Genomic DNA, 21250 nt, shown 5'->3' on the forward strand with positions numbered 1-21250 from the left:
GAGCCTCGACGTCGTGCGTCCGACGTGGCGCTACTGCGTCGAATCGGTCTCGTGCGGCCGGTTCGACGGCAACGTGCCGGGGTCCGGCGGCAGCGCGGTCAGAAGTCGCGGGCCCTGATGCGCGCCCGCCATCCAGACAGCCTGCCAGTCCGCTTGGCCCGAGGGCTGCGCCAGCAGCACGACGATGCTGTGCGCTTCCAGCTGCAGTTCGGTGCCCACGAGCGGCCGTTCGACGGCGTCAGGTTCCGCGCTGTCTAGCAGCACGTTCCATTCCAAGTGCGGCGCGGGCGGCGCGAACGCGAGCGGGCTCGCGGAGCCGTTGATCATGATGAGGATGACGTCGATTTCGCTGTCGATGCCGGGCCCGGCGCGACGCAAAGTCAACGCGCGGCCTTCGGGGTCCTGCCACGCCTCGATGGCGAGCGCGTTGCCGCGCTCGTCGAACCAGCTGACGTCGTAAAGACCCGGCAGCACTTCGCGGTCGCCGTAGAGAAAGCGCGTTTCGCGCAGAACCGGGTACTTTTTGCGCAGCGCGATCACGCGCGCGACGAACTCCGTCATCTCCACGCCGCGCGGGCTTTGCGCCGCTTCCCAGTCCATCCACGACAACTCGTTGTCCTGACAGTACGCGTTGTTGTTGCCGCGCTGCGTGCGCAGGAATTCGTCGCCGCCCAGGATCATCGGCGTGCCGAGCGAGAGCAGCGTCGTCGCGATCATCGAGCGTGCGAGCCGCGCGCGGATGTCGAGGATCTTCGGGTCGTCGGTCGGGCCTTCCACGCCCCAGTTCGCGCTGCAATTTTCGTTGTGGCCGTCGTTGTTGCCTTCCTGATTCGCTTCGTTGTGCTTGTGCGTATAGGCGGTCACGTCGGCGAGCGGGAAGCCGTCGTGCGACGCGACGAAGTTCACCGACGCCCACGGCTTTCGAAAGCGCCGGTTGAAGAGTTCCGCCGAGCCCGTGAGACGCGCGGCGAGATCGGGCCGCATGCCGGCGTCGCCGCGCCAGAAGCGCCGCACGCCGTCGCGGAACTTGTCGTTCCATTCCGCGAAACCCGGCGGATGATTGCCGACCTGATAGCCGTCCGGGCCGATATCCCACGGCTCCGAGATGAGCTTGCGCGTGGAGAGAATCGGGTCTTGCCGGATGGCGTCGAAGAAGCCGGAGCCCGGATCGAAGCCATGACCTTCGCGCCCGAGCGTGACGCCGAGATCGAAACGAAAGCCGTCGATGTTGAACGCCGTGCACCAGTAGCGCAGCGAATCCATCACCATTTGCAGCACGCGCGGATGCGAGAGGTTCACCGTGTTGCCGCAGCCGGTCTCGTTGATGTAATGCCTCTCGTCGCCGGGAATCAGACGATAGTAGCTGGCGTTGTCGAGCCCGCGCCACGACAGCGTCGGCCCGAGTTCGCTGCCTTCGCATGTGTGGTTGTAGACGACGTCGAGTATGACTTCGATGCCTGCCGCATGCAGTTGCCGCACGGCGATGCGCATTTCGTTGAGCCGATGCGTCGACAGATACGTGGGCTCCGGCGCGAAGAACGCGGCGGTGTTATAGCCCCAGTAATTGCGCAGGCCGCGCTCGATGAGGAAGCGGTCGTTCAGGAACGCGTGCACCGGAAGGAACTCGACGGCGGTGATGCCGAGCTTCTGCAAGTGCTCGATGAACCACGGCGAGGAGAGCGCCGCGAACGTGCCGCGTTCGTGCTGACGAATATCGTTGCGCAGCATGGATGCGCCGCGCACGTGCGTTTCGTAGATGATGGTTTCGCCCCAGGGCGTATCGGGGCGCACGTCGCGGGACCAGTCGAAGGCGTCGTCGGTGACGATGCACTTGGGCATCGCGGGCGCGGAGTCGCGGCGGTCCATCGACATGTCGAGCCGGTTCGAATGCACGCGATAACCGAAGAGCGCATCGGACCATCGCCACGGGCCGACGAGCTTTTTCGCGTACGGATCGAGCAGCAGCTTGTGCGGATTGAAGCGATGCCCGTGCTGCGGCTGATACGGCCCGTGCGCGCGAAAGCCGTACACGGTGCCGGGATGCGCGCCTGGCAGATAGCCGTGCCAGATTTCGTCGGTGCATTCGGGCAGGTCGAAGCGCATCAGCTCCTTGCGGCCGGTGCTGTCGAAGAGACACACCTCGATGCGGTGCGCATTCGACGAGAACACGGCGAAGTTGACGCCCAAACCGTCCCAGTTGGCTCCGAGCGGGTACGGAGCGCCCGGGAGCAACTTTTCGGGGAGTGCGTTCGGCATAATTGGTTTTCTTGAGCTTCGCTCAGGGGTGCTTGGTTTTGCGGTTTCTGCGGTTGTATCTTTGTCGGCCTAGCGTCGTTGGCCCTTTCCCGGGTTTGTCGGCTTGTTTCTTCGTGGAACTTGATTTCTCGTCGGTCTATTAGCGTTGCCCCTCCCCGGGGCGGGGGTCACTTTCTTTGCTGCTGCAAAGAAAGTAACCAAAGAAAGCAGCTCTTTTTAGCCCGCAGCATCAACAGTGTGGTCACTCCGCAGCAAGTCATTGGCACTCAGTTTGAACCAACCCTGAATCACCCTCCACGCCCACTGAACACCACGTCCTCCGAGCCCCTTGGCTCGTCAAAACCTTCGGGAACATCGCGCATGTCCTTCTTCTCGCGTTGCCCGAGCCAATCGAAACACGCGACATAGTTCGAAACGGGCACTCCCGTACTTACATGCGACACACACAAACACGCGTCGGTGTTAACGAGCCAAGGGGCTCGGAGGACGTGGCGCTCAGCGGGCGCGGGGGGTGATTCAAGGTTGTTTCCGACTGAGTGCCACGGTCTTTCTGCGAAGTGATCACCTTCTCAGTGCTGCGGGCCAAAAAAAAGCTGCTTTCTTTGGTTACTTTCTTTGCAGCAGCAAAGAAAGTGACCCCCGCCCCGGGGAAGGGCAACGCCGATAGACCGACGCGAAAACAAGTTCCCCAAAAACAAGGCGCCGCAAACAAACACCGTCTAATCAGCCCGCAAAACGATAGCAGCCAAAGGAGGCAAAGTCAGTGCAGCAGACTGCTGCTTCCCATGACTGGGGTGGTCATCGGCATGAATAACGCCGCCATTGCCCATATTGGACCCGCCATAAATGGCCGCATCGGAATTGAGGATCTCACTCCAGCGCCCGCCGCGCGGCAGCCCTACGCGATACCCTTGCCGCGGCACCGGCGTCATATTGCATATGACCACGAGTTCGCGCCCTTCGGCATCCGTACGCCGAAACGCAAACACGCTATTGCCATTGTCATCGCCGACAATCCATTCGAACCCGCGCGGATCGCTATCGAGCTTATGCAGCGCGGGCTCATGCGCATACAGCAGGTTCAGATCGCGCACGAGCTTCTGAAGCCCGCCGTGCATGGCGTCATCGAGCAAATGCCAGTGCGGCGACTGATCGTGATTGAACTCCGCGACCTGACCGAACTCGCCGCCCATGAAAAGCAGCTTCTTGCCCGGATGCGTCCACATGAAGCTCAAATACGCGCGCAGATTCGCGAACTTCTGCCAGCGGTCGCCCGGCATCTTGCCGATGAGCGATCCCTTGCCATGCACCACTTCATCGTGCGAAAGCGGCAGCACGAATCGCTCGGAATACGCGTACACCATGCCGAACGTGAACAGGTGATGGTGATACTGCCGGTACACCGGGTCTTCCTGCATGTAGTGCAGCGTGTCGTGCATCCAGCCCATGTTCCACTTGAAGTCGAAACCAAGGCCGCCGCTATCGACGCTCGCCGTCACGCCCGGCCACGCCGTCGATTCTTCCGCAATCGTGATCGCGCCCGGAATGTGCCGCACTTCCTGATTCAGCCGCTTCAGAAACGCAATCGATTCGAGATTCTCGCGGCCGCCATAGATGTTCGGCACCCACTCGCCCGCCTTTCGCGAATAGTCGCGATACAGCATCGACGCGACCGCATCGACGCGCAGGCCATCGACGTGATAACGCTTCAGCCACGCAAGCCCCGATGCGATCAGGAACGCGCTCACCTCGTTGCGGCCGAGGTTGTAGATCATCGTGTTCCAGTCCTGGTGATACCCCTCGCGCGGATCGGCGTGCTCGTAGAGCGGCGTGCCGTCGAACTGAATCAGACCATGCGCGTCATTCGGAAAGTGCGCCGGCACCCAGTCGATGATCACGCCGAGCCCCGCCTCATGCGCGCGGTTCACGAACTCCGCGAACTGCTCCGGCGTGCCGAAACGCGCGGACGGCGCGAACTGCCCGAGCGGCTGATAGCCCCACGATCCGCCGAACGGATGCTCCGCCACCGGCATGAATTCGATATGCGTGAAGCCCATGCCCTTCGCGTACGGAATGAGGCGCTCGGCCAGCTCATGCCAGTTCATGCCGCGATTGCCTTCTTCAGGCACGCGCAGCCACGATTCGGCATGCGCTTCGTAAATCGCGATCGGCGCTTGCGGCGTCTGCTTGCCGGCGCGCGAGTTCATCCATTCGCCGTCGGTCCATGCGTAATGGTCGATGGCATCCGCATCCGCCACCACCGATGCCGTCGAAGGCGGCTTCTCGCTTTGCATCGCGCACGGATCGGCTTTCAGCGGCAGCGTGTAGCCTTCGCGCGCGACGATCTCGTACTTGTAGCGCGTGCCCGCGCCGATGCCCGGAATGAACAGCTCCCACACGCCCGCGTTATGACGCAGACGCATCGGATGACGGCGTCCGTCCCACGTATTGAAGTCGCCGACCACCGACACGCGCCGCGCATTCGGCGCCCACACCGCGAAGCGCACGCCCGCCACGCCGCCATGCGTGATCGGCCGCGAGCCGAGACATTCGAGCACAGCATACGGATCGGCCTGCGACAGGCGATGCAGCCATTCATCGGAGAGCACGGGGCCGAACGAATACGGATCGTGCGTTTCCTGCGGCGTGCCATGCCAGTCGATCAGAAGCCGGTAAGCCGTGGGCCGCTCGACGAATCCCGCGAAAAGACCCGCATCGTGAATGCGCGTGAGCGTCCCGAGCGGCTCGCCGCTGCCCGCATCGAGCACGCTCACGCCGGCCGCATTCGGCAGAAACACGCGCACGACAGAGCCGTGCTCGGTCTGATGCAGACCGAGCATCGAGAACGGATCGGGATGCCGCGCCTCGACGAGCGCATCGATGTCGAGCGGATTCAGGCCGTGGGCCGGATTCCTCGTATCCGCTCCCGGATCGCTACGGTTATTCATGGTCAGTTCCATCCGGATTGTCCTTGGTTGCATCGAACACGGGGCGCGTGCCGGGCGCGGGCGGCACGCCCGTGTCGCCGAGCAGGCGGCTCGCGAGCGACGCGAGGCCCCGCAGCGGAAGGCCGATCCACGTCGGCCGGTTCGCCGCTTCGTAGCGGATTTCGTAAGCGGCTTTCTCGATCAGGAAGAGATCGAGCAGCGCGGACAAGGCGCTCTCATCCGCAATCGGTTCGGGCGACGACGCAATCGCCTCGCGGTATTGCCGCATGAAGCTCTCTTCCGCGACGGCGCGCATGCGTTCGAACAGCGCGCGCTTGCGGTCGGCCGTTTGCGCGGGCGCGGCTTCGGTGGTCGGCTGCGCGGCGGCGCTCGCATACGACAGCGAACGCAAGAGACCGGCCACGTCGCGCAGCGGGCTCGTCTTTCTGCGGCGCTCTTCCAGCGTGCGCGCAGGCTCGCCTTCGAAGTCGATCAGATACGCGTCGCCCTGCGCCATCAGCACCTGACCGAGGTGGAAGTCGCCGTGGATGCGAATGCACAGCGCATCGGCGTCGGCCGTCACCAGTTGCTTCACCGCTTCGATGAGCTTCTCGCGGCGGTCCAGCAGGCTTTGCGCGAGGAAGCGGTCGTGCTCGTTGAAGCCGCCGATCTTCTGCGCGAGGATATCGAGCGCGCTCGTCAGCAGTTGCAGCGTGCCGTCGATCCAGCCTTGCACGTCTTCGGCCGTCGCGCGGCGCGGCGAGAACGCTTCGTCGTCGGTCGGCGTGGCGAGCGCGACGTGCAACTCACCCAGCCGCTTGCCGATGATGCCGATGATGTTGCCGTAGCCTTCGAAGCCGTTCAGTTGTGCGCTGTGCTCGGGCTTGCTCTCTTCGGTATCGACCGTGACGGCAAGCTCATCCACCACGCGGCGCAGATAGTCGAGCGCGTAATTCCACGCATCGCCCTGATTGTCGACGAAGCCTTGCAGAATCACGAGCGTATGCGGCACGCCTTGCGGATCGACGCGCACCACTTCGCCATAGAGCGGGCCGGTGTTCGCATAGCCGAGCTTCGTGAGATAGCGGCTCATTTCCGCTTCGGGATGAATGCCGCCGACCACGCGCCGCACGAGCTTCAGCACGATCTTGTCGCCGATCACGAGCGAACTGTTGCTCTGTTCCGCCGCGAGCCAGCGAATCTCGGGCGGCGACGCGGGATTCATGTCGAGCGTAGCGAAGCGTTCGGTCGGCAAGAAGCGGATCTCGCTCTTCTGCACGGTCGGCACCACGGCGCGCTGCGCGAGCTTCTGCAAGATGCCGTAGGTGAATTGCGGCACCGCGAACGCATCCGTGATGTGCCCGATCGTGCGGCCGCGCCGCACCCGCGCGAGCGCAAGCTGCATGTAGAGCGGCGACGTGGTTTCCGTGCCCCACGCGATCGAAAGCGGCAGCACGTAGCGTTCGGTGTGATCGCCGACGTCGGCTTCGATCTCGGTGAACGCGAAGCCCGCGCCTTCTATCGTCGTGAGCGCGGCGAGGCGCACCGCATGCAGCTGCTGATCTTTCGATGCAAACCAGCGGCGCTTGCTGAGATAGCTCGGCAGCACTTCCGATTCGAGCAGACGCACGTTTTCGGGCGTCGGTCCCGTTTGCCCTGCGCGAATCACCATGGTGACGAACTCCGGTAACTGCTCCGACGGTGCCTGCGACCATGCGGGGCGCATGTTGCCGGGGCAAAGCTGGAACCACAAGAAGCCGTAAGGCGGGAAGGTCAGCAGATAGGTCAGCTGACCGATGGCGGGGAAGGGCTGGTCCGCCGTCATTTCGAGCGGCACGGAGCCCGCGAATTCCGACAGATCGAGTTCAACCGCTTGCGGCGCGCGCGAAAGATTCGCGACGCAGAGAATAGGCGGCTCGCCCTTCAGTTCACGCAGATACGCGAGAATCTTGCGATTGCTCGGCTTCAGGAAGCGAATGGTGCCGCGTCCGAACGCATGCTTCGAGCGGCGCACCGCGAGCATCTTGCGCGTCCAGTTCAGGAGCGAGTGCGGGTCGCGGCTTTGCGCTTCGACGTTGATCGCGTCGTAGCCGTAGAGCGAGCCCATCACGGGCGGCAGCACGAGTTGTTCCGGATCGGCGCGCGAGAAGCCGCCGTTGCGATCGGACGACCATTGCATCGGCGTGCGTACGCCGTCGCGGTCGCCCAGGTGAATGTTGTCGCCCATGCCGAGCTCATCGCCGTAATAGATGACGGGCGTGCCCGGCATCGAAAAGAGCAGCGAATTGATGAGCTCGATGCGGCGGCGGTCGCGTTCCATCAGCGGCGCGAGACGGCGGCGAATGCCCAGGTTCAGGCGCGCGCGGCGGTCGCTCGCGTACGTGTTCCACAGGTAATCGCGCTCGGAGTCCGTGACCATTTCGAGCGTGAGTTCGTCGTGGTTGCGCAGGAAGATCGCCCACTGGTTCGTTTCGGCGAGGTCCGGCGTCTGCCGCATGATGTCGGTGATCGGGAAGCGGTCTTCGCTTGCAATCGACATGTAGATGCGCGGCATCAGCGGGAAGTGGAACGCCATGTGGCATTCGTCTTCGTCGCCGAAGTACTCCTTCACGTCTTCCGGCCACTGGTTCGCTTCGGCGAGCAGCATGCGGTTCGGATACTCGGCGTCGATGGTCGCGCGAATCTGCTTCAGGATGGCGTGCGTCTCGGGCAGATTCTCGTTGTTGGTGCCTTCGCGTTCGACGAGATACGGCACCGCATCCAGCCGCAGACCGTCGATGCCCATGTCGAGCCAGAAGCGCATGATTTGCAGCACTTCCTTCATCACGGCCGGATTGTCGAAGTTCAAATCCGGCTGGTGCGAATAGAAGCGGTGCCAGTAATACTGACCCGCGACGGGATCATGCGTCCAGTTCGAAGGCTCGGTGTCGATGAAGATGATCCGCGTCTCTTCGTACTTCTTGTCGGTATCGGACCACACGTAGAAGTTGCGGTGATTCGATCCCGGTTTCGCGCGGCGTGCGCGCTGAAACCACGGATGCTGGTCCGACGTGTGATTGATGACCAGTTCCGTGATGACGCGAATGCCGCGCGCGTGCGCTTCCTGAATGAAGCGTTTGACATCGGCGATGGTGCCGTAGTCCGGATGCACGTTGCGGTAATCGGCGATGTCGTAACCGTCGTCACGGCGTGGCGAAGGATAGAACGGCAGCAGCCAGATGGCGTCGACACCCAGCTCCGCGATGTAATCGAGCTTCGCGAGCAAGCCCGGGAAGTCGCCGATGCCGTCGTTGTTCGCATCGAAGAACGACTTGATGTGCACCTGATAGATGATCGCGTCTTTGTACCACAGCGGATCGTCGCTGAGAGTCGACGACTTCTTGCTGCGCTTCACCCTTGTATCCACGGTTTGCTCCAGTACTCTTGTAGGCGCTTCTCGCGCTGTTATCGGTTCGCTATCGTCACTGACGTTCGCTGCTCGTTCGTACCGTGTCGCAATTAACGTTCTCCGTCGGGCGAAGGCTTCGGCAGACCCCACGTCGGCGAGATGCGCCAGATCGCGAAGGGCAGCGAATGGGGGTTGAGCCGCACATGCTGACGCCGGCCGCGCCACTCGAAACGCTCGCCCGTCATTTGATCCTCTACCGCGATGGCGTCGCCTTCGCGCACGCCCCAGCGTTCCAGCGTCTGCCACGGCAGTTCGATATCCGCGCCTTGCTGGTTGAACGGATCGAGATTGATCGCGACGAGCACGACGTTGTCGCGCGATGCGTTGGCCTTCTCGAAGAACAGGATGTGATCGTTATGCGCGGGCAGGAAGTTCACGCCGAGATGCGTCTGCAACGCGGGATTCGCGCGTCGAATGCGGTTGAGCGCCGTCACTTCGCCGACGATATTGCCGGGCCGGTTCCAGTCCCACGCCTTCAGCTGATACTTCTCGGAATCCAGATACTCTTCGCTATTCGGCAGCGCGGCGGACTCGCACAATTCGAAGCCGCTGTACACGCCCCACAGGCCGGAAAGCGTCGCGGCTAGCGCGGCGCGAATCACGAAGCCGGGACGCCCCGAGCTTTGCAAGAAGCGCGGATTGATGTCCGGCGTGTTGACGAAGAAGTTCGGCCGGAAGTAATCCTTGGCATCGGTCTGCGTCAGATCGTGCATGTATTCGAGGAAATCGCGCTTGGTCTCGCGCCACGTGAAGTACGTGTACGACTGCGAGAAGCCGAGCTTCGCGAGCCGGTTCATCACGCGCGGCCGCGTGAACGCTTCGGCAAGGAAGATCACATCGGGATGACGCGCGCGCACGTCGCCGATGACCCATTCCCAAAACGGGAACGGCTTCGTATGCGGATTATCGACCCGGAAGATACGCACGCCCGCCGCGATCCAGTGCAGGAACACGTCGCGCAAGGCGATCCACAGTTCGGGCTTCGCGTCCTGCGCGTAGAAGTCCGGATTCACGATGTCCTGATACTTCTTCGGCGGATTCTCCGCATAGCGCAGCGTGCCGTCGGGCCGCCACGCGAACCATGTCGGATGCTCCTTCAGCCACGGATGATCCGGCGAGCACTGCACCGCGAAGTCCAGCGCGATCTCAAGCCCGTGCTCATGCGCGGCTTCGAGCATGCGCTTGAAGTCGTCGAAGTTGCCGAGCTCCGGATGCACCGCATCGTGGCCGCCTTCCTTCGCGCCGATCGCGTACGGGCTGCCAACATCGCCCGGCTCGGCCGTCAGCGAATTGTTCTTGCCCTTGCGGTTCGCCATGCCGATAGGATGGATCGGCGGGAAATACAGCACGTCGAAGCCCATCTCGCGAATGCGCGGCATCTTGCCGATCACGTCGATGAACGTGCCGTGACGGTTCTCGTCGTCGCTCATCGAGCGCGGGAAGATCTCGTACCAGCTTGCGAAGCGCGCAGCCGCGCGTTCCGAGTCGATGCGATACACGACCGGATCGCGCGACAGGAACGGCCGGTGCCGCGCCGCCGCCACTGCCTTCGCCGTCGCGGCAGAGAGCACCAGTTCCAGCTTGCGTTCAGGCTCGGCCTTCGTGAATTCCTTGACGATGGTTTCGAGCGGCGCGCTGTCGGAGTCCTCGACGGTCTTCACTTCCGCGAGGATCAGCGCGAACAGGTGCTTCGCTTCTTCGAGTTCGAGTTCGACCGTTTGCCCGGCCTTCAGCTTCTTCTGCATGTGATCGACGAGCGACGCGAAGTCGTCGCGCCACGCCATCACCACGAATTCGTGACGTCCGACGCGTTCGAGCGGAATGCGCGCCGTCCACAAGTCGTTGCCGAGCGGAAGCACGAGCGACATCGGCGTTTCGTGCCACTCGGTTTCGTCGGCGGCGCGCCATTGCACTGCTGCCGCGATCTTGTCGTGACCTTCCGCGAAGATCGCGGCCTGGATCTCGACCGCCTCGCCGACGATGCGTTTGGCCGGAAAGCGCCCGTGGTCGACCGAAGGCGTGACGCTTTCGATCGACACGCGCGGCGCGGTGATCGCTTCGTTCACGGACTTCTTGTCGGCGGTCTTCGCGCCGCGCTTCACTTGCGGCTGCGCGAGCAGAATGAACGGCTCGGCTTCCGCGCGGAAGAGGCGCACTTCGCCGGCTTTCAACGACAACGCCGCGAGGCGCTCCGCCGGGGCGTTCGCGTCGCCGAGCGGCGCGAAGCGCGTGTAGTTGCCCGGCACGCCTTCGAGCAGATGCCGCGTGTCCACATGGACCGGTGCAACCAGATCCGGATTGACCACGATGAGCACCGCCGAAGCGCTGTCGCGCAAATCGCCGCCGGCGGCGCGAATGAGCGCGGCGTAGGGCGTGCCCGCGCCCGTCAGCGAGCGCAGTTCGCCGACATCGGAAAGCGTCGCGGTATCGCGCTGCAATCCGTTCGCGCGCTTGATCTGCTCGCACAGGTCGATGCGCGCCTCGCTCTTTGCGCGCTGATACTCGGCCGCGACGCCGTACTGCTGCGACATCGGCAAGCCGACGCCGTATTCGAAGCCCATCGGCACCAGCAGGCCCGTGCCGAGCGCGGTGGCCGTGTAGAGCGCGCGGCAATACGCGCGTTCGACGAGCGCGGTATCGCTCGTATCGCTCAGGTCCGCGATCAGGCGCGTGCCGAACGGCTCCTCGGGGAAGGAGACCGGCGGCGCGATGCGCGAGAGCGCCGCGTGCTCGTCCACGAGCCACGCGCCCTTGAAATCCCACCAGCGCGTCGAGGCGAAGACGGCATCGAACTCGGCATCGGCGAGCGCGCGCAAGTCATCGCGCGATACGCCGACGGTCCACGCGAGCCAGCGCGTCTGCGGATGCTTTTCCCGCACCGCGGCCCCGAGCCGCCGCCACACATGCGCCGGCACCGCGTGCGGCGAGTCGAAGCGGAAGCCGCCGATGCCCGCATCCGCGATCACGCTCAACTCGCGCGCCCACCACTGCGTCAGTTGATGCGCGGCTTCGCCATCGGCGAAATTGGCGTAGGCCACGTCGCGCTGTTGCGGCGGACGGCGCGGATCGAGCCGCGCATCCGCGCTCTCGAACGGCTGAAACCAGTGCTTGTTGTCCTGATACAGACCGCCTTCCGCGCTCACGCGATTGATCACGATATCGACGAGCAGGGTCAGGCCATGCGTTTTCGCGGCGTCGGCGAGCTGGCGCAGGCCGTCCGCGGCGCTCGCGTCGCATTCGAAGACAGGGTGCAGGCGATGATGATCGGCGACGGCCTCGCGATGCCCGTTGCTGCCGGGCACGAACGGAGAGCCGATCAGGACATGATCGAAACCGAGCGCCGCCGCGTGCTCGAACTGGGCAGGCCAGTTGGAGAGCGGGCCGACGAGCAGGGGATCGATGAAATAAATACGGGGTGCGTACGCATGATGAGCTTGATGGTTTTCCATCGTTCGTCTTTTCCAGAGTCGTCCTGCGGTGGCGGGGATGCGGGCAACCAATCGCGATCACGCTCACGGGTCAAACTGGCTGAAGAGCCGGTCCGCACGTTACGCCGCATGGCGCGCATCGCGCGGCGCGAACCGTGGAACACCGCCGCGCCGTCGAGCGGCGCAAGTCCCGGTCGCGTCTCGTGTGCACCATGCATCGAGCGCAGCTGCCGCCTGGTCGCGCTCGCCGGTGGGCGCCACGGTCCCAGAAGGGATTTCCTGCGGGCATTGCACGGGCTTGGGAGCATGTTACGTGCCGCCCCCGGCGCAACGGCGACGCTTTCGCTGCATCGCTGCTGTGCGCTCAGGCGGGCGGACGCGCGCGGCATGGGCTCACGCGGTGCTCAGGCGGTCTTCGCGACGAGCGGCTTGGCGCTCTCGTGCGTGCGGTGGCCGAGCGCGTGCGCGGCGCTGTCGGCGGCGCGGCGCGGACGGACGGCGGTGCGGCTCGGGCGCAGGCCGGTGAGATCGCTGTAAAGCGCGACCATCTTCGCGACGGTTTCACCCCAGCCGAAGTCGCTGGACATCGCGTTGCGCTGCATCGCGCGCCAGACCGGCGGGCGCATGTAGGCGTCGATGGCGCGGCTCGCGGCGGCGATCACGTCGTCGGGCGCTTCGCCGTCGAAGAGAAAGCCCGTGGGCGCGGGCGCCGTGTCGTGCGCGTCGTGCATCGCGATGGGCGCGTCGTGCGTGCCGTCGCGGACATAGAGGGTTTCGCGCGAGGCCATTTCCGCGCGGTCGCCCGCATCGACGATGGTGTCGGCGAGCCCGCCCACGCGCGAGGCCACGGGCAGCGTGCCGTAGCGCATGGCGTACATCTGCGTGAGGCCGCACGGCTCGAAGCGGCTGCCGTGCAGAAGAATGTCGGCGCCCGCGTGCAGCGCGTGCGCGCGGCGCTCGTCATAGCCGATATGCACGCCGACGCGATCCGGCCATTGCTGCGCGAGTTGCCGGAAACCGCGCTCGATGTACGCCTCGCCCTGGCCGATCACGGCCAGTTGCAGACGCGGATGCTTCTCCAAGAGGCGCGGCAAGGCGTCGATCACGACATCCGCGAGCTTCTGGCCGGTCATGCGGCTGCCGATCGCCATGAGCGGCGCGAACGGATCGGCCGGCAACCCGAACATGCGCTGAAGACGGCGCTTGCACGCGTGCTTGCCGCGCATGTCGTCGAAGGAATAGGCGCGCTCGATCAGCGGGTCCGTAGCCGGATTCCACACGTCTTCGTCGATGCCGTTCACCACGCCCGAGAGCTTGTCCGCGCAGCTTTGCAGCACGCCTTCCATCAGATGCCCGAAGCGCGATGTCAGGATCTCGCGCGCATACGTTTCACTGACGGTCGTCACGCGGTCGCTATGGACGATGCCGGCTTTCATGAGGCTCAGCGCGCCATAGAATTCGATGCTTTCGGGATTGCTGAACGCGTGGACCAGCCACTTCGCCGGCACGCCGAGCGATGCGCCGAGCGACAGCGCGTAGTTGCCCTGGAACGCGAGATTGTGGATCGTGTAGACGCTTTTCGCCTGCACGCCAGCGTCTTTCATCAGAAGCGGCGTGAGGCCGGTATGCCAGTCGTGCGCATGAACGATGTCGGGCTTCTTCACGCCGCGCACGCCCTGCGCGATGCGCACGGCGGCGGCCGAAAGCGTCGCGAAACGCACGGCGTTGTCCGGATAGTCGCGGCCATGCGCATCCTGATAGAGCCCGGTGCGCGCATAGAGTGCATCGCAGCGCAGCAAAAGAACCGGGACGCCGGTGTCCGGCATGCGGGCGCGCAGGAGCGCGGCGTCGCCGCCCGGCAGGCCGCGCAAGGTGCACAGCTTGCTTACGCCTTCGGCCTGCGCGAGTGCTTTCGGATAGGCGGGAAGAAGGATGGTGGCATCGACGCCTGCTGCGCGCAGGGCGGCGGCGTAGGCGCTGACCATATCGCCGAGGCCGCCAGTCTTGGCGAGCGGAACGGCCTCGGAGGCGACCAGCAGTACGTTCAAAGGCAAAATGGGCTCCTGTGCGGGCAGACGCGGACGATGACCATGCGCCTCGTTCACGTGCATCGACGTGCTCATCGACGTGCTTCATCGACGTGCACACTCGGGTGACGAGGAAAAGGCCGGGCCGCGCGATCCTGGTGCTGATCGGGGTTTATTCTTAGTGCTGGCGCAGTGCAGCAATCTACGTGCCACTCAGCGGTGCGGTATGTGCGCTGGACCACGATCATTTCGGACTGATGCTCGACGAGGGTCTGCTCGCGCGCACGCGAAAACGGGAACGGCGCGAGGCCGTGGCGCATGTAAAACTGACAGCCGCGCGCGCCGCGTTTTTACATGACGCGTTTCGCGGGCGCTTTTGGAAGAGCTTAGGGACGGCGTGTGACAGGCGCGTTGCGCGCCGCGTCGGCGTCAGCCGCCGACGAGGCTCGCGGCGATGTTCACGCACAACCCGAGCACCGCGAGATTGAAGAAGAACGACAGGACGGACTGCGCGAGCGCCGTGCGGCGCGCGCTCGTCGAGCAGAGAACGACGTCGGAAGTCTGCGAAGCGACCGCGATGGTGAACGAGAAGTACAGGAAATCCCAATAATCGGGCTTCAGATGCCGGTCGGGAAACTTCAGCGCCGCATCGCCTTTCGGCGAACGGTAGTAATGCCGGGCGTAGTGCAGCGTGAACATCGTGGGAATGAGGAACCAGGCGCCGAGCATCGTCGCGCCGGTCAGCAGATAGTTGGGAAACGCGCGAAAGCCGAGGCTCTTCGCCGCGGCGAGTTCGACGACGATCGCCACGAGGCTCGCGATGGCCGCGAGGCTCACGATCACGAGGACGGCTGCGGCGTTCTCGTCTTCGCGTTCGGCGAGCGCCTGCACGTTGCTCTGGCGCGCGGTGCCCATCTGCAGCCAGATCAGCGCGAGATAGAGCCAGACAGCCGAGTCCCAGCCGATCAGCGCGCGGGCGGTCGGCCGCACGTGCGCCGGAACCAAAGCCGCGATGACGAAACCAACGAGCAGGCCGATCATGGCTCGCGGACGAGTGCGCAAAACGGGCGGGATAAGGTTCATCGTGGCAACGGCTCGGTTCGCTCGACGCCAGCGATTATTGCTGATGCGCCTTACATCGAGATGAGGATGACCGATGGCTGAACGTAAGCGCGTGTCCTTCGCGATGCGTCGAGGCATGCTGGCGGGCGCGGGTGCGTCGGCTGCCCTGGCGTTCGCGCCGTCGCGCGCGTCGCCTGCGGTCGGCGAAGACTTCGACACGTTCATCGCGGTCTCGATGAAGCTGACCGGCCGCGCCGCCTTCGATCCGCTCGTCGCCGCGCGCCTTCACGCGGCCCTGCTTCGCGCCGACGCGAATTTCGCCGACAACATGAAGCGGCTCGATCACTGGCTCGCGACGCACGGCGGCACGCCCAGCGACGTCGTGACCGCCGCGCTGCAGGCGACGCAGCCGGATCTCGCAAAAGCCGTCGGCAGCGTGATGCGCGCGTGGTATCTGGGCGTCGTCGGCGAAGGCGGGCAGGCGCAGGTCGTTGCGTTCGAACGCGCACTGATGTTCGATCCCGTCCGCGACATGCTCACGGTTCCCTCGTACTGCCGCGGCACGCCCGCCGACTGGGCGAAAAAGCCGTAGCCGACATCCGACTCCCCAACCACAACGACAACGACGAACAAAGGCGAAGCGCATGGCGGGATCGACAGCGGCGGACGTGGTCATCGTCGGGTCGGGGGTGGCAGGCAGTCTCGTCGCGTACCGGCTGGCGAAGGCGGGCGCGTCGGTGATCCTGCTCGAAGCGGGGCCGCGTCTCGCGCGCTGGCAGATCGTCGAGAACTTCCGCCGCGCGCCCGAGAAGCGCGATCTATGCGCGCCGTATCCGCTCGTTCCGCACGCGCCGCGCACTGATCCGGCGAATCCGGGCAGCTATCTCGTGAATCGCGGGGAGAAGGCGTACGAGCCGCAGTTTCTGCGGCTCGTCGGCGGCACGACGTGGCATTGGGCCGGCGCGGCGTGGCGTCTGTTGCCGGCGGACTTTCGGCTGCGCACGCTGCACGGCGTCGGCCGTGACTGGCCGTTTCCCTATGAAACGCTGGAACCGTGGTACGGGCAGGCCGAACGCGAGCTGGGCGTCGCGGGGCCGGACGTCGATCTCGGCTCGCCGCGCTCGACGCCGTATCCGATGCCGCCGTTGCCGCTCTCGTATCTGGATCAGCGGTTCGCGCAGGTGCTCGCAGCCCAGTCGATGCGCGCGGTGCCCGAGCCGATGGCGCGCAACAGCCGCGCGTACGACGCCCGGCCGCCGTGCTGCGGCGCGAACAGTTGCATGCCGGTGTGCCCGATCGGCGCGCTCTATCACGGCGGCACGCACGCCGACAAGGCCGAACGCGCCGGCGCGACGCTGATTGCGCAGGCGGTCGCGTATCGCATCGAAGCGAACGACAAAGGCGAGATTATCGCCATTCAATACAAAGACCCGAACGGCGCGAGCACGCGCGTGACCGGCAGGCGCTTCGTGATCGCGGCGAACGGCATCGAAACGCCGAAGTTATTGCTAATGTCGGCGTCGGCGCGCTTTCCGAAGGGCATCGCGAATGCGTCGGATCAGGTCGGACGCAATCTGATGGACCATCCGGGCGTGGCCGTCAGCTTCCTTGCGAACGAGGCGCTCTGGCCGGGGCGCGGGCCGGTGGAGATGAGTTCGGTCGTCGATTTCCGCGACGGCCCGTTCCGCGCGCAGCAGGCGGCGAAGAAGCTGCATCTGTCGAATGCGTCGCCGACGCTCGTCGTTACGTCGAAGCTGATCGAAGCCGGGCTGACCGGCGGCGAGCTCGACCGGCAAATCCGCGAGCAGTCCGCGCGACGCCTGACGCTCGGCAGCTTTCACGAACAACTGGCGTCTCCGGACAACCGCGTGACGCTGTCCGCGCAGAAAGACGCGCTCGGCCTGCCGCGCCCGGAAATCCGCTACGCCATCGACGATTACGTGCGCCGCAGCGCCGCCGATACGCGGGCGCTCTTCGAGCGCATCGCGGGATGGTTCGGCGGCGAGCAGATCGAGCACGACGACGGTCTCGCGCCGAGCAGCCACATCATGGGCACGGCGATCATGGGCCGCGACGCGAGGGATTCCGTCGTCGATGCCGATTGCCGCGCGCACGATCACCCGAATCTCTTCGTCGCGGGAAGCGCCGTGATGCCGGCGGGCGGCTCGGTCAACTGCACGCTGACGATTGCGGCGCTCGCGCTGCGGCTCGCGGGCACCATCGAAGCGTCGCTGCGATGACGCGGCGGCGTTCGCTCGTCGTGATCGCGATGCTTGCGCTTGCGGCTGCGCTTGCGTTCAGCGATCTTTCGGCGCAATCGCAATCGCAATCGCAATCGCAATCGCAACGCGGCGAGGCGGCCGCGCCCGTGCGAGCCGAGAGCGTTACGCGCGGCGAATATCTGGTGCGCGCGGGCGGCTGCATGGCGTGCCACACGGCGGACCCGGCGCGGCCGTTCGCGGGCGGCCGCGCCATGCAAACGCGCTTCGGCACCTTCTACACGCCGAACATCACGAGCGACCGCGCGACCGGCATCGGCGCGTGGACCGACGCGCAGTTCGTCCGCGCGATGCGCGAGGGCATCGGCAGGAACGGCGAGCATCTTTATCCCGCGTTTCCGTACACGGCCTACACGCGGCTTTCCGACGCCGACGTGCTCGCCATGCGCGCCTATCTCGCGACGGTGCCGCCCGTGCGCTACACGCCGCCGCCGCACGCGCTGCGGTTTCCGTTCGGCTGGCGCTGGCTGATGGCCGCGTGGAATGCGTTCAACTTCACGCCGGGCCGCTTCGTGCCGGACCCGGCAAAGCGCGCGGAGTGGAATCGCGGCGCGTATCTCGTCGAAGCGCTCGCGCATTGCGGACAGTGCCACACGCCGCGCAACGTGCTGGGCGGGTTGAAGGAGAGCGAGCGGCTCGGTGGCGCGTCGGTGGCGGGGTGGCGCGCGGGCAATTTGACGCCGGATCGGGCGGCGGGCATCGGCGCGTGGCGCGACGACGAATTGCTGCGCTATCTCGCGAGCGGCGCGGCGCCGGGGCGCGCGTACGCGATCGGGCCGATGGCGGAAGTCGTCGCGAACGGCACGCAATTTCTGACTGATGAGGATCGCCGGGCGATGGTGGTTTATCTTCGCTCGATGCCGGTTGTCGCTGCGCAGAGCGGCACGCGTTCGCGATGGAGCTTCGGGGCGGCGGGGCAGGCTGACATCACGACGTTGGACGCGGTGGGCGCGTTCGAGCGCGACGGCGGGAGAGCGCGGGCTGCGGGGATGGAAAGCAAAAGCGACAGCGCGAGCACCGGGAAAACGGCGGGCACCGCGACGGATTCTGTCCGGGACAGCGCAAGCACCGCGAAGACGCCGACCGCCTCAACGGATTTCGCCCACGCCAGCGCAGACGCCCAAGAGAGCCCGCAACACGCCACTAACGCCGACCCCGGCGCAGCCAACGCGGCCCATCCCCAAGGCGCTCGCCTTTACGCCGCCGCCTGCGCAAGTTGCCACGGCGTCTCGGGCGAAGGCGCGGGCGGCGCATTCCCGTCGCTCGTTCAGGACGCTGTGACTGCCGCGTTCGGCTCGATGGACACGAGCAACCTCGTCCTCGTGATCCTGCACGGCGTGAACCGCGAGACTCACGCTGCCCCGGCGCTCATGCCGGCGTTCGGCGCGTCCCTATCCGACGAGGACGTCGCCGCGCTCGCCAACTATGTGACGCAGCAGTTCGGCGACCCGCGCGCGACGACGCAGGCCGAAGATGTCGCGCGGCTCCGCTCGATCGCGCAATAATAGGGCTCGCTCAGTTCGCTTCCTGTCGAGAGTCGAAACGAGCATCGAACCAGCACGCGAAACGCCGTCCGCCGACGCTGCGAAATCCGCAGCGAAAGCGACCCACCACGCACACGTTCCATTTTCCCGGCGCTAAGATCGACGCATGAATGATCCGACCTATTCCGCCGTCTGCAGGCATCCGGCAAACGACATCGGCCGCGACTTCGTCGTGGGCGATCTGCATGGCTGCGTCGATGCGCTGCGCTATCTTCTGAGCGAGATCGGCTTCGACGGCTCGCGCGACCGGCTCTTTTCGGTCGGCGATCTGGTCGACCGCGGCACGGATTCACTCGCGGCCGTCGAGCTCATCGACAAACCGTGGTTCTATCCGGTGCTCGGCAATCACGAGGATTCGCTGGTCGCGGTGGCGGCGGGGCAGATGCGCCGTCAGTCGTGGTACGCCATCGGCGGCGCGTGGGCCGAGACGCTCCCCGACGACCACCTGGCCGCGCTCGCCAGCAAGCTCTCGACGCTGCCGCTCGTGCGCGTCGTGGGCGAAGGCGCGCGGCGCTTCAACGTGCTGCACGCGGAATTTTTCGGCAGCGACGCGGATCTGGATGCCGCCGAGTTCTCCGACGACACGCGCAGCCAGATGCTCTGGGGCCGCAGCCTTGCGCTCGGCAACGCGGACCCGTCGCGCCAGCGCGGGCTTTCGCCGACCTATTGCGGCCACACGCCGATGCGCGCGGTTCGGCAAATCGGCTCGCAGATTTATATCGACACAGGCGCGTTCGCGGCGGAGGGACGGCTCACCATCGTGGAAGTCGGCAGCGACGAAATCTGGTCGGTCAAGGAACGCTGGGCGGCGTCGGAAGGCGCGCGCGAACTCGCGTTGCCCTGAGCGTCGCGCTCGGAAAGTAGCGCGCGGCACGGCCGTTGCTCGCGTTCTCGCCACGAACGAAAAGCAACGAGTCGAGGCACGCAGTGGCGAGAATCGGACGCAACGCTGGACAAAACACCGCACGCAGCGGCGGCAACGGGGTTTCGGAACAACCGCGCGGCGCGCAGAACGTTCTTGCGCAGTCGCTCGCGGAAGAGCTTCCGCCCGGCCTGCGTTACGTGGACGATTCGCGGCGCGGCTACACGCGCGAATGGATCGACGGCGCGTTCGTCTACTTCAACACGCAGGGCAAACGCATCGAGGACGAAGCCGAGATCCGGCGCATCAACGCGCTTGCGATTCCACCGGCTTACGTCGATGTCTGGATCTGCCCGGACTCGCGCGGCCATTTGCAGGCGACGGGACGCGACGCGCGCGGCCGCAAGCAGTATCGCTATCACCCGCAATGGCGCGAAACGCGCGACGCCAACAAGTACGAACGCATGCTCGCGTTCGGCGCGGTGCTGCCGAAGCTGCGCGCCCGCGTGTCGCGCGATCTCGCGCTCGACGGCATGCCGCGCGACAAGGTGCTCGCGACGGTCGTCCGCTTGCTCGATACGACGCTCATTCGCATCGGCAGCGAGGAATATGCGCGCGAAAACCGCTCTTACGGACTGACGACGCTGAGAAAGCGCCATCTGAAAGTGTCGTCGGGGACGCTGCGCTTCAAGTTTCGCGGCAAGAGCGGCATCGAGCACGACGTGGCCGTGAGCGATGCGCGCGTCGCCCGGATCGTCAAGCGCTGCATGGATTTGCCGGGGCAGGACCTGTTTCAGTATCTCGATGCCGACGGCGAGCGGCACTCGGTCAGTTCATCCGACATCAACGATTATCTGCGCGAGATCACCGGCGCGGATTTCACCGCGAAGGATTACCGCACGTGGGCGGGCAGCGTGTTCGCGCTGGCGGCGCTGCGCAAGCTGCAATGGGAGACGGTGACGGAAGCGCGCAAGCATGTCGTCGGGACGATCAAGGAAGTGTCGCAACTGCTGCGCAATACGCCGGCGGTGTGCCGCAAGTGCTACGTGCATCCGGCCGTGATCGAGGCGTTCGAGGCGGGCGAACTCGCCGAGGCGCTGCCGGCGTCGCGGCGGCACGGACTCAAGACGGATGAGGCCGCGCTCGTCATCTTTCTGGAGAAGGATGCGAAGCGCCGCGCACGCGAGGCGGCCCGTGCGAATCGCAAGGGCGCAGCGGCGAGCGACGCGCGGCTCACCGGGCTGCTCGCGGAATCGAGCAAGAAGGCGCGCGCAGGGGCGCTGAAGGGCAGCGCGAAGGGCGCGGCGGCGCAGGCGCTTCAGACGGTCGCGCGCAAGACGTCGCCGAAAGCCGCGCGGCCCGCCGCGAAAAAGCTGTCGCGCACGCGCAGTTCGACGGCCGTCGCGATCAACTAGCC

Annotated in this window: 11 protein-coding genes; 5 read left to right on the forward strand and 6 right to left on the reverse strand. The window is 65.4% G+C overall.

Annotated features, from left to right (window positions below; translation table 11 throughout):
- Window positions 1–30: 30 nt before the first annotated feature.
- The 6 genes from glgX to NCR35_RS14755 all read right to left on the reverse strand — a co-directional run bounded on the left by glgX (window position 31) and on the right by NCR35_RS14755 (window position 15169).
- Entirely contained in the window at window positions 31–2256 is a 2226-nt protein-coding gene (gene glgX / locus NCR35_RS14730) for a glycogen debranching protein GlgX (RefSeq protein ID WP_250534898.1), read from the reverse strand.
- Window positions 2257–2975: 719 nt separating this feature from the next.
- On the reverse strand, window positions 2976–5204 hold the full coding sequence (glgB, locus tag NCR35_RS14735; protein ID WP_250534899.1) for a 1,4-alpha-glucan branching protein GlgB: 2229 nt from the start codon (window positions 5202–5204) through the stop codon (window positions 2976–2978).
- Complete coding sequence (gene treS, locus NCR35_RS14740; RefSeq protein WP_250534900.1) at window positions 5197–8589, reverse strand: maltose alpha-D-glucosyltransferase; 3393 nt, start codon at window positions 8587–8589, stop codon at window positions 5197–5199. Before treS ends, glgB begins: the two co-directional genes overlap by 8 nt.
- 92 nt (window positions 8590–8681) lie before the next feature.
- The gene (locus tag NCR35_RS14745) at window positions 8682–12080 is read right to left on the reverse strand and encodes a maltotransferase domain-containing protein (RefSeq protein ID WP_250534901.1); all 3399 of its coding nucleotides are present in this window, start codon (window positions 12078–12080) and stop codon (window positions 8682–8684) included.
- A 383-nt stretch (window positions 12081–12463) separates the two neighbouring features.
- Window positions 12464–14113 carry a glycogen synthase GlgA gene (glgA, locus tag NCR35_RS14750; RefSeq protein WP_250534966.1) on the reverse strand — a complete coding sequence of 550 codons (1650 nt, stop codon included), beginning with the start codon at window positions 14111–14113 and terminating at the stop codon, window positions 12464–12466.
- 402 nt (window positions 14114–14515) lie between these two features.
- Window positions 14516–15169, reverse strand: coding sequence for a DUF1345 domain-containing protein (locus tag NCR35_RS14755; RefSeq protein WP_250534902.1), 654 nt, complete (start codon window positions 15167–15169; stop codon window positions 14516–14518).
- Between the two features lie 73 nt (window positions 15170–15242).
- Between NCR35_RS14755 and NCR35_RS14760 the strand changes: the two genes are divergently transcribed.
- The 5 genes from NCR35_RS14760 (at window position 15243) to NCR35_RS14780 (ending at window position 21248) form a co-directional block, all read left to right on the forward strand.
- The gene (locus NCR35_RS14760) at window positions 15243–15740 is read left to right on the forward strand and encodes a sugar dehydrogenase complex small subunit (protein ID WP_250534903.1); all 498 of its coding nucleotides are present in this window, start codon (window positions 15243–15245) and stop codon (window positions 15738–15740) included.
- Between the two features lie 52 nt (window positions 15741–15792).
- Window positions 15793–17388: a GMC family oxidoreductase gene (locus tag NCR35_RS14765; RefSeq protein WP_250534904.1), complete on the forward strand. Its 1596-nt coding sequence runs from the start codon at window positions 15793–15795 to the stop codon at window positions 17386–17388.
- Window positions 17385–18932 (forward strand): cytochrome c, encoded by a 1548-nt coding sequence (locus NCR35_RS14770; protein WP_250534905.1) that lies wholly within the window; start codon window positions 17385–17387, stop codon window positions 18930–18932. Before NCR35_RS14765 ends, NCR35_RS14770 begins: the two co-directional genes overlap by 4 nt.
- Before the next feature lie 145 nt (window positions 18933–19077).
- On the forward strand, window positions 19078–19815 hold the full coding sequence (locus NCR35_RS14775) for a metallophosphoesterase (protein ID WP_250534906.1): 738 nt from the start codon (window positions 19078–19080) through the stop codon (window positions 19813–19815).
- 92 nt (window positions 19816–19907) lie between these two features.
- A complete protein-coding gene (locus tag NCR35_RS14780; RefSeq protein ID WP_502801680.1) occupies window positions 19908–21248 on the forward strand; it encodes a DNA topoisomerase IB in 1341 nt (446 codons plus the stop codon).
- Window positions 21249–21250: the final 2 nt, after the last annotated feature.

The organism is Caballeronia sp. AZ10_KS36, assembly GCF_023631105.1.
In the GTDB taxonomy this organism is placed as follows: Bacteria; Pseudomonadota; Gammaproteobacteria; order Burkholderiales; family Burkholderiaceae; genus Caballeronia.

Bases quoted from the DNA above. Each gene is read 5' to 3' on its own strand.
- glgX (WP_250534898.1), bottom strand. From the start codon at position 2,256: ATGCCGAACGCACTCCCCGAAAAGTTGCTCCCGGGCGCTCCGTACCCG.
- glgB (WP_250534899.1), bottom strand. From the start codon at position 5,204: ATGAATAACCGTAGCGATCCGGGAGCGGATACGAGGAATCCGGCCCAC.
- NCR35_RS14745 (WP_250534901.1), bottom strand. From the start codon at position 12,080: ATGGAAAACCATCAAGCTCATCATGCGTACGCACCCCGTATTTATTTC.
- NCR35_RS14755 (WP_250534902.1), bottom strand. From the start codon at position 15,169: ATGAACCTTATCCCGCCCGTTTTGCGCACTCGTCCGCGAGCCATGATC.
- NCR35_RS14760 (WP_250534903.1), top strand. From the start codon at position 15,243: ATGGCTGAACGTAAGCGCGTGTCCTTCGCGATGCGTCGAGGCATGCTG.
- NCR35_RS14765 (WP_250534904.1), top strand. From the start codon at position 15,793: ATGGCGGGATCGACAGCGGCGGACGTGGTCATCGTCGGGTCGGGGGTG.
- NCR35_RS14770 (WP_250534905.1), top strand. From the start codon at position 17,385: ATGACGCGGCGGCGTTCGCTCGTCGTGATCGCGATGCTTGCGCTTGCG.
- NCR35_RS14775 (WP_250534906.1), top strand. From the start codon at position 19,078: ATGAATGATCCGACCTATTCCGCCGTCTGCAGGCATCCGGCAAACGAC.